This window comes from Mesorhizobium sp. M7A.F.Ca.AU.001.01.1.1 (assembly GCF_004022735.1).
Lineage (GTDB): Bacteria > Pseudomonadota > Alphaproteobacteria > Rhizobiales > Rhizobiaceae > Mesorhizobium > Mesorhizobium ciceri.
Window position 1 is genome coordinate 1 of the sequence record NZ_RZPF01000178.1, and the last position, 9,729, is coordinate 9,729.

A 9,729-nucleotide genomic window follows, 5' to 3' on the forward strand; every position below is an offset into this window, starting at 1 on the left:
CTTCTCGAAGGCGTCAAGCTTGTCCTGCAGCCCGTCGACCACGGGATGATCGCCAAGCGCCTTGCGATAGATGCCGGAAATGGTCTGCACCGTAGCGACGTGGCGCCCAAACGCCCTTTCCAACGCGAATGAAATCTCGCCGACCGTTGCATTGGCGCGCGCGGCTCGGATGGCGAATTCCAGCAGGTTTTCATTGCCTTGCGCGGCACGGGTCAGCGCATCGAGTGCGCTTTCGACGGCGGCGACATCGCGCGTGCCCTTCAGCCGTTGCAGCTTCGACAATTGCCGGGCCCTGACCTCGGCATTGTCGATCTTCAGCACGTCGACCTCGATGTCGGTCTCGGGCCGATGGGCGTTGACGCCGACCAGCATCTGCTCGCCGGAATCGATCCGCGCCTGCGTGCGCGCGGCAGCTTCCTCGATGCGCAGCTTGGGAATGCCCTGTTCGGTCGCCGCCGCCATGCCGCCGAGCGCCTCGACCTCCTCGATATGAGCAAGCGCGCGCGCCGCCAGATCATGCGTCAGCCGTTCAAGATAGGCCGAACCGCCCCACGGGTCGATGATGCGCGTGGTGCCGGATTCCTTTTGCAGGATGAGCTGGGTGTTGCGGGCGATCCGCGCCGAATGGTCGGTCGGCAGCGCCATCGCCTCGTCGAAGGAATTGGTGTGCAGCGATTGGGTGTGGCCCTGCGTTGCAGCCATTGCCTCGATCATGGTGCGGACAATGTTGTTGTAGGGATCCTGCGCCGTCAGCGACCAGCCAGAAGTCTGGCAATGGGTGCGCAGCGACAACGAGCGCTCGTCCTTGGGCGAAAAATTCTTCTGCATCAGGGTCGCCCACAACAGGCGCGCGGCCCGCAGCTTGGCGACTTCCATGAAGAAATTCATGCCGATGGCCCAGAAGAAGGACAGGCGCGGCGCAAAGCGGTCAATGTCGAGGCCCGCCGCGACGCCGGCGCGGGCATACTCGATGCCATCGGCGATCGTATAGGCGAGTTCAAGGTCGGCCGTCGCGCCGGCCTCCTGCATGTGATAGCCGGAGATCGATATCGAATTGAACTTCGGCATGTTCTTCGATGTGTACGAGAAGATGTCCGACACGATCCGCATCGAGGGTTTCGGCGGATAGATGTAGGTGTTGCGGACCATGAACTCTTTCAGAATGTCGTTCTGAATGGTGCCGGCGAGATCTTTCTGCGCAACGCCCTGTTCTTCCGCCGCGACAATGTAGAGCGCCATGATCGGCAGCACCGCGCCGTTCATCGTCATCGATACCGTCATCTCGCCGAGCGGAATGCCGTCGAAGAGCTGCCGCATGTCGAGAATGGAATCGATGGCGACGCCAGCCATGCCGACATCGCCGGCAACGCGCGGATGATCGCTGTCATAGCCGCGATGCGTGGCGAGATCGAAGGCGACCGACAGGCCCTTCTGGCCGGCGGCAAGGTTGCGTCGGTAAAATGCATTGGATTCTTCGGCCGTCGAGAAGCCGGCATATTGCCGGATGGTCCAGGGCTGCTGGACATACATGGTCGGGTAGGGGCCGCGCACGAAGGGCGGCAGGCCGGGATAGGTGTCGAGATGCGGCAACCCCTTGAGGTCGCTTTGATTGTACAGATGCTTGGCGACGAGCCCTTCCGGCGTGGTCCGCTGGCCTTTGACCTCGACGGGAGCGCGGCGTGGCGGGACCCAGCCGATCTGGCCGAAGTCCGGGATCAAGAGCCGGCTCCGATCGATTGGTCGATGCGGACTGGAAACAGCGCCTCGCAGACGGCAACGCCTTCGGTGAAGGCCGGCCGCCGTTCCGCCGCCAGCGTCTCGACCGGACGTTCGTCTTTCGATGGATAGAGCGTGGTGCCGATGATGGCCCGTTGGCCTGTGCGGTAGGCTGCATTGCGCTGCTCCGCAGCTGCGTGGACGCGCTTCTGGATGCGTCCGTCCTGAAGGCTGGACAGGACACCGCCCTCGGCTTCGATCGTCTGCAATTCCGTCCACGCCAACTCGCACAACTCCGCGGTCAACGCCTCGACGGCGCCGGAACCATAGGCGGGATCGGTGACATGATCGATATGGCTTTCATTGGCCATGATCAGCTGCGTGTTGCGGGCAACACGACGGGCAAAACCCGCCGGCAGACCATGCGCGATCGTGTGCGGCAGGATGGAGATCGAATCGGCGCCGCCGCACGCCGCGGCAAAGCATGCAATGGTGGTGCGCAGGATGTTGGTCTCCGGATCCATCGCCGTCATCATGCGAAACGACGTCTCGGCATGGATATTGGCGGTGGATGTCGGGATCGAACAAGCCTCCTGCACCCGCGCCCATAGCCTGCGCAGTGCTCGCATCTTGGCCGTCGACAGCAACTGGTCCTGGTCGACGCTGAGCGCAAAACCGATATGGGGTGCGGCATAGACAAGCGGCTGCCGCGCCGTCTCGAACATTCTGAGATAGGAGACAGCCGAAGCCAGCATGATGCCAAGTTCCTGCGCTTCCGTGGCGCCGGCATTGTGGAACACGCGCCCGTCAGCTTCCAGCAGCACGCCCGGAACGCCCATCGCGAAGAAGTGCGCCAGCGACTGTGGCATAGAGGCCTGCAGCGCCTCGATCGACATGCGCAGCCGACCGGTTCCCGCGAAGATCGCCGCTGGATCGATGCCGAAGGAGAGGTTGAGCTTTGCCGGGTCCGATCGCCGCTTGCTCAGGAACGCGACCAGCCAGTCGGCCACGGCGCGGCTCCAGGGATGGGCGTCGATGCGAACCTGGATGCGGTTGAGCGGTATGCCGTCCAGCACCGCCTCCAGCGCCTCCGCCGTTCTCGGCAAGCCGTAGCCGAACGCGTTGGGCGCCCCTTCGAAGACCAGCGACAATCCCGTGGCACCCTGTGCAACATCCTCCAGCGCTTGGCTTCTGGCACGGTCGATGTCCGGATCGTCGATGCGCTGGCTGACGATCCATGGCGATTTCGGGTTTGTACGCACGATCGGTTCCGCCGCGGTGCTGCGGTCGTAGAGCGGTTCGATACGGATGTTGTCATCGCTGTGCGAGACCAGCTTTTCCTCGAAGGAAGCGCCTGCCAATGCCTTTTCCGCCAAGGCGAGCCATCGCTGACGCTCGGCGTTCTCGGGTTCCACGTCCTGGATCAAGGCTCCGGCGCCCATCCGTCCTCCTCGTTTCATGCGGCCGCACCAGCCGGGAGCGGTTCAGTCTACGGTCCCCGGTCCGATATCGCAATGCAATGCGCTTTCAGAGACCGGATTCGATCCATCAGATATAGGTCAGTCCGCGTGGACGACGATTGCCAAACAGCGGCAAAATCCGCAAGCTCCAAAAACCCGATCTGAACGAATGGGGCCGATTTGGGCGAATGGCCCGGATTTGGACGAATGGCCCCGATTTGGACGAATGGCATTGTCGCTGTGCAATGGCCTCACTATACCTGCGGCAAGGCCACTGGCTTTAGACACATCAGTTTGCGGAGACCGGACATATGGCTGACGAGACCAGTATTTTCATCGGCGCCAGCCGAAAGCCCGACGACAGCTATCAGCGTGCCGAGCAGTTGTTGCTGCGATATGGGAATCGTCACGGCCTGGTGACCGGCGCCACCGGCACCGGCAAGACCGTCACCTTGCAGATCCTGGCCGAAGGATTTTCCAACGCCGGCGTGCCGGTGTTCTGCGCGGACATCAAGGGTGATCTGTCGGGCATCGCGATGATGGGCACGGCACAGGATTTCCTCGTCAAGCGGGCCGAACAGGTCAAGCTCGATCCGTATGACTTCCAGGAATTTCCCGTTATCTTCTGGGACTTGTTCGGCGAGCAGGGTCATCCGATCCGCGCCACGGTCTCGGAAATGGGGCCGTTGTTGCTGTCGCGCCTGATGAACCTGACCGAGGCGCAGGAAGGCATCATGAACATCGCCTTCCGCCTGGCGGACGAGGAAGGCTTGCTGCTGCTCGACATGAAGGATCTGCAGGCGCTGCTCGCCAACATCGCCGAGCGCGCCGACGAGATCGGCTCGCGCTATGGCAACGTGACGAAGCCATCGGTCGGGGCTATCCAGCGCACGCTGCTGGTCCTCGAACAGCAGGGGGCCGCAAACTTCTTCGGCGAACCGGCACTGCGTATCGCCGATATCATGCGCACCACCCGCGACGGACGCGGCGCCATCAGCGTGCTTGCCGCCGACAAGCTGATGATGAATCCGCGGCTCTACGCGACCTTCCTGCTATGGCTGATGTCGGAGCTGTTCGAGGTGCTGCCGGAAGTCGGCGACCCCGACAAGCCGAAGCTGGTGTTCTTCTTCGACGAGGCCCATCTTCTGTTCGACGAAGCACCCAAGGTGCTCATCGATCGCGTCGAACAGGTCGTCCGACTGATCCGCTCGAAAGGCGTCGGCGTCTATTTCGTCACCCAGAACCCTTTGGATATCCCTGAAAAAGTCCTGGCCCAGCTCGGCAATCGCGTCCAGCACGCGCTGCGCGCCTATACACCGCGCGAGCAGCAGGCAGTCCGGACGGCGGCCGAAACGTTCCGGCCAAATCCCGATTTCGACTGCATGACCGCCATTACACAGCTTGCCACTGGCGAGGCGCTGGTCTCGACGTTGGAAGCCAAGGGTGTTCCGTCCATGGTGCAGCGGACACTGATCCGCCCGCCATCCTCGCGGCTTGGGCCCATAACGGCCGCTGAGCGGCAAAAGCTGATCCAGGAAAGCCCGGTCGCCGGCCAGTACGATCAGGCCGTCGATCGCGAATCGGCTTTCGAAATGCTGCAGAAAAAGGCCAAGGACGCGCAGGATGCCGAAGAGCAGGCCCAGCAGGCCGGCAGCGGCGGCTCGCGCTGGACCATTCCGGGCTTCGGCAATGACGATCCCGCGCCGCAATCCGGTGGCAGGCGCACATCTGCACCGCGCCCGTCCAACCGCCAGACGGTCGCAGAGGCGGCGATCAAGTCGGTGGTGCGCTCGGTCGGCTCCTCGGTCGGTCGGGCAATCGTGCGCGGCATTCTGGGGAGCTTGTCGCGCGGGCGGTGACTGGAGGCAGCGGGCGCCGCTGCCTAGTCAGCTCAGAAAATCGAATTCGTGATCGCCTTGACCGGTCCAAGCAGCACCGAACCGTCCGGCACGCCGGCATCGATCGGGATCGCCTGTCGGTTGGCCGTCGCCACCATGGGTTGGCTGGCGTCGCTGGTCACGATGACCGGCGTCTTCGAGGGCACGCGATCATAGAGGTCGATAATGTCCTGGTTCATCAGACGCACGCAGCCTGACGACACCGACTTGCCGATCGAGCGCCACTCCGGCGAGCCGTGCAGACGGTAGAGCGTGTCGACATTGCCCTGGAACAGATAGAGCGCGCGTGCACCGAGCGGATTCTTCAGGCCGCCGGGCATGCCGCCATTGTCGGCGCTGTAGGGTTTCAGTTCCGGCTGGCGGGCTATCATTTCGTCCGGCGGCGTCCATTTTGGCCATTTCTGCTTCCACTGAACGACGGCGTCGCCGGACCATTCGAAGCCGGCGCGGCCAAGGCCGACACCGTAGCGTATCGCCTGACCGCCTGGACGAACCAGATAAAGGAAGTGGCCGGTCGTATCGACGACTATGGTTCCCGGCTTCTGTCCCGTCGGGTCGGGAACGATCTGACGCAGGAATTGCGGATCGATCTTGTCGACTGGGATGGCCGGCAAATCGAAGCCGCCGTCGCTGACTGCTGCATACATCGTCACATAGTCCGCCAGAGGCGGCTCGACATAGGTTGGTGGCGGCGGCTCGACCGGACCCGGCCCGGTGGTGGCGCATGCGGAAACCGCGATCGAAGCGGCGCCCAGGGCTGCGGCATTGAGAAAGCCGCGACGGCTCAGGCGAAAAGATTCGATTTCGGTTATGGACATGGTTGCCTTCTTTAAGTCTCAAATCGCAACAAAGCGTGAATTCGCCGACAGTTACGCGGGTGCCTGACAACACCTGGGGCGATAGGCGGTTCCGATTCTGGCCCGAACGTGGGCAAAGAAAGGCGAAGCTGTGACCAGGCTGCTACTGTGGCGCCAGAGACACAGGTCTCTTAGCTGCCGGGCACAAGGGCTTCGAGCGACGGCAGGATCAGGGCCGGTGGGAAGTCCCGGTATTCTTCGGGCTGGTTGGAGCGGTTGATCCACACCGTGCGAAAGCCGAATTTGGTGGCGCCTGCAATGTCCCAGCGATTGGACGACTGGAAGGAAACCGCGCCGGGGTAGAGGCGCCGGCCGGTGGCGACCATGTCGTAGACCGCGGGATCGGTCTTGAAGCGCCGCACCGTATCGACGGAATAGATATCGTCCAGAACCTGGTCGAGCGCGGCGGATTTGACCGCCGCCTGCAGCATTTCGGGCGAGCCGTTGGACAGGATCGCCAGCCTCGCTCCCGAAGCCTTGAGCGCCTTGAGCACGGCCGGCACTTCCGGATAGCAATCGAGCCGCCAATAGGCATCCAGCAATATCGCCTTGAGACCGGGGTCGGCCGAGGGAACCTTGCGCAAGGCGAAATCGAGCGCCTGTTCGGTCAGTTGCCAGAAATCGGCATAGGCGCCCATCAGCGTGCGCACCCAGGAATATTCGAGCTGTTTGGCGCGCCAGATCTCGGACAGCAATTGGCCGTCCGGCCCGATCCGGTCGGCATGACGGCGTACGGCGGCATGCACGTCGAACAGCGTGCCATAGGCGTCGAAGACATAGGCGGCGTATTGCATGACAGCAGTTTTGAGGGCAGGCGCGACAAGGTGCAAGCTTTGATTGCATTGCGCCCCGGCACTGGCCTCAACAAAACTCCATGATGCCGGTTGACGGCGCCCGCCAAAGCATCTTCCAATGGCTGTCACACGAGACCGATTGAGACGGGACGAGATGATGACACTGGCGGCTGCGGCGCAATCCACGACATGGACTTTCGTCGATGGTGATTGGCACGAAGGCAACGTCGCCATTCTGGGGCCGCGCAGCCACGCCATGTGGCTCGGCACCAGCGTTTTTGACGGCGGCCGCTGGTTCGAAGGCGTGGCGCCGGATCTCGACTTCCACGCAGCCAGGGTGAATTCCTCGGCGATTGCGCTCGGCCTGAAGCCGAACATGAGCGCCGACAAGATCGTCGGGCTGACATGGGATGGGTTGAAGAAGTTCGACGGCAAGACGGCGGTCTATATCAGGCCGATGTACTGGGCCGAGCATGGCGGCTATATGGGCGTGCCGGCCGATCCCGCCTCGACGCGCTTTTGCCTTTGCCTCTATGAATCACCGATGATTCCGGCGACTGGCTTTTCGGTGACCGTGTCGCCGTTCCGGCGTCCGACCATTGAAACCATGCCGACCAACGCCAAGGCCGGCTGCCTTTACCCCAACAACGGTAGGGCCATTCTCGAAGCCAAGATGCGCGGCTTCGACAACGCAATGGTGCTCGATATGCTGGGCAACGTCGCCGAGACCGGAACCTCGAACATCTTCCTGGTCAAGGATGGCCACGTCTTTACGCCTGCGCCGAACGGCACCTTCCTATCCGGCATCACCCGCTCGCGCACGATAGCGCTGCTCGGCGAATATGGCTTCAGGACCACGGAAAAGACGCTGTCGGTGCGCGATTTCCTCGAAGCAGACGAAATTTTTTCGACCGGGAACCATTCCAAGGTGGTGCCGATCACGCGCATCGAGGATCGCAATCTGCAACCCGGGCCGGTGGCCAAAAAAGCGCGCGAACTCTATTGGGATTGGGCGCATTCGACTTCTGCTGTTTGAGCGGATAAAAAGGCGATCGACGCTTCATCCGGAGTTGTCCCAACCCATTCCAGACCTATCTTACTCCGGTATCGACACCGGATTTTTCCACGAGGGAGTACTATCCATGGCCTTTGAATTGCCCGCTCTGCCTTACGACTATGAGGCCTTGCAGCCTTACATGTCGAAAGAGACGCTGGAATATCACCACGACAAGCACCACAAGGCGTATGTCGATAACGGCAACAAACTCGCCGCCGAGGCCGGCTTGGGCGATCTGTCGGTCGAAGAGGTGGTCAAGCAGTCGTTCGGCAAGAATGCCGGCCTCTTCAACAATGCCGCCCAGCATTACAACCACATCCATTTCTGGAAGTGGATGAAGAAAGGCGGCGGCGGCAACAAGCTGCCGGGCGCCTTGCAGAAGGCAGTCGATAGCGATCTCGGCGGCTACGACAAGTTCAAGGCCGACTTCATTGCCGCTGGCACGACACAGTTCGGCTCCGGCTGGGCCTGGGTCTCGGTCAAGGATGGCAAGCTGGCGATCTCCAAGACACCGAACGGCGAAAACCCGCTCGTCCATGGCGCGTCGCCGATCCTCGGCGTCGATGTCTGGGAGCACTCCTACTACATCGACTACCGCAACGCCCGGCCGAAATATCTCGAGGCGTTCGTCGACAGCCTGATCAACTGGGACCATGTCCTGGAATTGTACGAAAAGGCGAAGTGATCGATTTCCAGAAGCCCCGGTATCACCCGGGGCTTTTCTTTTCTGCGTCCCGCAAGAGCAAAGGTCCGGCAAAAATCATCAGGGGGAAGGGAATTTTCCCTCTGTAACATCCGTTGACGTCCTGTCCCGAAATGCCTTCATCATGGAGCCAATTGAATGAGAAAGCTTGTTATCGCCATCTCTATGCTCGCACTCGCGGCTTCGGCGGCCTTTGCCGACCCGATCCTCGACCGGCAGGCACTGATGAAGGAACGTGGAAAGATCGTCGGCGGCCTGTCGAAAGTGGTCAAGGGCGAGGAGCCGTTTGATGCCGCCGCGGTGCTGACGGCGCTGCAGGCGCTGCATGCGAATGCCGAGAAAGTCGACGTCGACGCGCTGTTTCCGGCGGGCAGCGACACAGGCGGCGATACCACTGCGTCGCCGAAGATCTGGGAAGACATGGCCGGCTTCAAGGCCACCAACGCCAAATATGTCGCCGACGTCAAGGCAGCGGCCGCTGCCGCTCCTGCCGACGTCGATGCGTTGAAGGCGCAATTCGGCGCCATCGGCTCCGATTGCGGCACCTGCCACCAGACCTACCGGGTGAAAAAAGGCTGATAGCGGGCGATGCCCTGGCTAAAGAAACTCGTCGGCGCCATCGTCATCCTCGGCGGCGTCGGCGCGGTTGCCGGGTGGGTCGGGTCGGCGCCGGTGAGGCTCGACAGGGAGACCCTGGCCAAGCTCGGTCCTGGCGACGCAGCCAGGGGCAAGCGCATTTTTTTTGCCGGCGGTTGTACATCCTGCCATGCAAAGCCGGGCTCACAGGGCGATGCGCGGCTTCAACTCGCGGGCGGTCTCGAGCTCAAGACGCCGTTCGGAACCTTCGTGCCGCCCAACATTTCGCAAGACGCCAAGGACGGCATCGGCGCATGGTCGGTCGAGGACCTCGCCAATGCCATGCTGAAGGGCGTGTCGCCTTCGGGCCGACACTTCTATCCGGCGTTTCCCTATGCGTCCTACGCGCGCATGAATCCGGTCGACATTGGCGATCTCTATGCCTTCCTCAAGACGCTGCCGGCCGTCGCCGGCAAGGCGCCTGCAAATTCGCTCGGTTTTCCCTTCAACATTCGTCGCGGCATCGGCCTGTGGAAATTGCTCTATCTTAGCGACCAGCCTGTCGTTCCATTTCCCGCTGCCACGCCCGATCCGGTCATGGCCGGCCGCTATCTGGTCGAGGGGCCGGGTCATTGCGGCGAATGCCACACGCCGCGCGACCTCGCAGG

Annotated in this window: 9 protein-coding genes; 5 read left to right on the forward strand and 4 right to left on the reverse strand. The window is 62.2% G+C overall.

Going from position 1 to position 9,729, the window contains the following annotated elements; genetic code table 11:
• The coding region (gene scpA / locus EN884_RS13400) for a methylmalonyl-CoA mutase (protein WP_128360577.1) at positions 1 to 1,719 on the reverse strand (1,719 nt) is incomplete at its 3' end.
• On the reverse strand, positions 1,716 to 3,158 hold the full coding sequence (locus EN884_RS13405) for a methylmalonyl-CoA mutase subunit beta (protein WP_013532672.1): 1,443 nt from the start codon (positions 3,156 to 3,158) through the stop codon (positions 1,716 to 1,718). The genes EN884_RS13405 and scpA, both read right to left, overlap by 4 nt.
• A gap of 329 nt (positions 3,159 to 3,487) precedes the next feature.
• On the opposite strand from EN884_RS13405, the gene EN884_RS13410 reads away from it, so the two are divergent.
• Positions 3,488 to 5,035 carry a helicase HerA-like C-terminal domain-containing protein gene (locus EN884_RS13410; RefSeq protein WP_013532671.1) on the forward strand — a complete coding sequence of 516 codons (1,548 nt, stop codon included), beginning with the start codon at positions 3,488 to 3,490 and terminating at the stop codon, positions 5,033 to 5,035.
• A 32-nt stretch (positions 5,036 to 5,067) separates the two neighbouring features.
• On the opposite strand, the gene EN884_RS13415 is transcribed toward EN884_RS13410, so the two are convergent.
• Together EN884_RS13415 and EN884_RS13420 are read right to left on the reverse strand one after the other, a co-directional pair.
• Positions 5,068 to 5,892 (reverse strand): L,D-transpeptidase, encoded by an 825-nt coding sequence (locus EN884_RS13415; RefSeq protein ID WP_013532670.1) that lies wholly within the window; start codon positions 5,890 to 5,892, stop codon positions 5,068 to 5,070.
• Positions 5,893 to 6,062: 170 nt separating this feature from the next.
• Complete coding sequence (locus EN884_RS13420) at positions 6,063 to 6,725, reverse strand: haloacid dehalogenase type II (RefSeq protein WP_013532669.1); 663 nt, start codon at positions 6,723 to 6,725, stop codon at positions 6,063 to 6,065.
• A gap of 157 nt (positions 6,726 to 6,882) precedes the next feature.
• On the opposite strand from EN884_RS13420, the gene EN884_RS13425 reads away from it, so the two are divergent.
• The 4 genes from EN884_RS13425 to EN884_RS13440 all read left to right on the forward strand — a co-directional run.
• A complete protein-coding gene (locus tag EN884_RS13425) occupies positions 6,883 to 7,761 on the forward strand; it encodes a branched-chain amino acid aminotransferase (protein ID WP_024505546.1) in 879 nt (292 codons plus the stop codon).
• A gap of 106 nt (positions 7,762 to 7,867) precedes the next feature.
• A complete protein-coding gene (locus tag EN884_RS13430; RefSeq protein ID WP_013532667.1) occupies positions 7,868 to 8,467 on the forward strand; it encodes a superoxide dismutase in 600 nt (199 codons plus the stop codon).
• A 156-nt stretch (positions 8,468 to 8,623) separates the two neighbouring features.
• Positions 8,624 to 9,064, forward strand: a complete 441-nt coding sequence (locus EN884_RS13435; protein ID WP_013532666.1) for a cytochrome c — start codon at positions 8,624 to 8,626, stop codon at positions 9,062 to 9,064.
• Between the two features lie 9 nt (positions 9,065 to 9,073).
• A partial coding sequence (locus EN884_RS13440) for a cytochrome c (protein WP_164895000.1) occupies positions 9,074 to 9,729 on the forward strand: 656 nt, incomplete at its 3' end.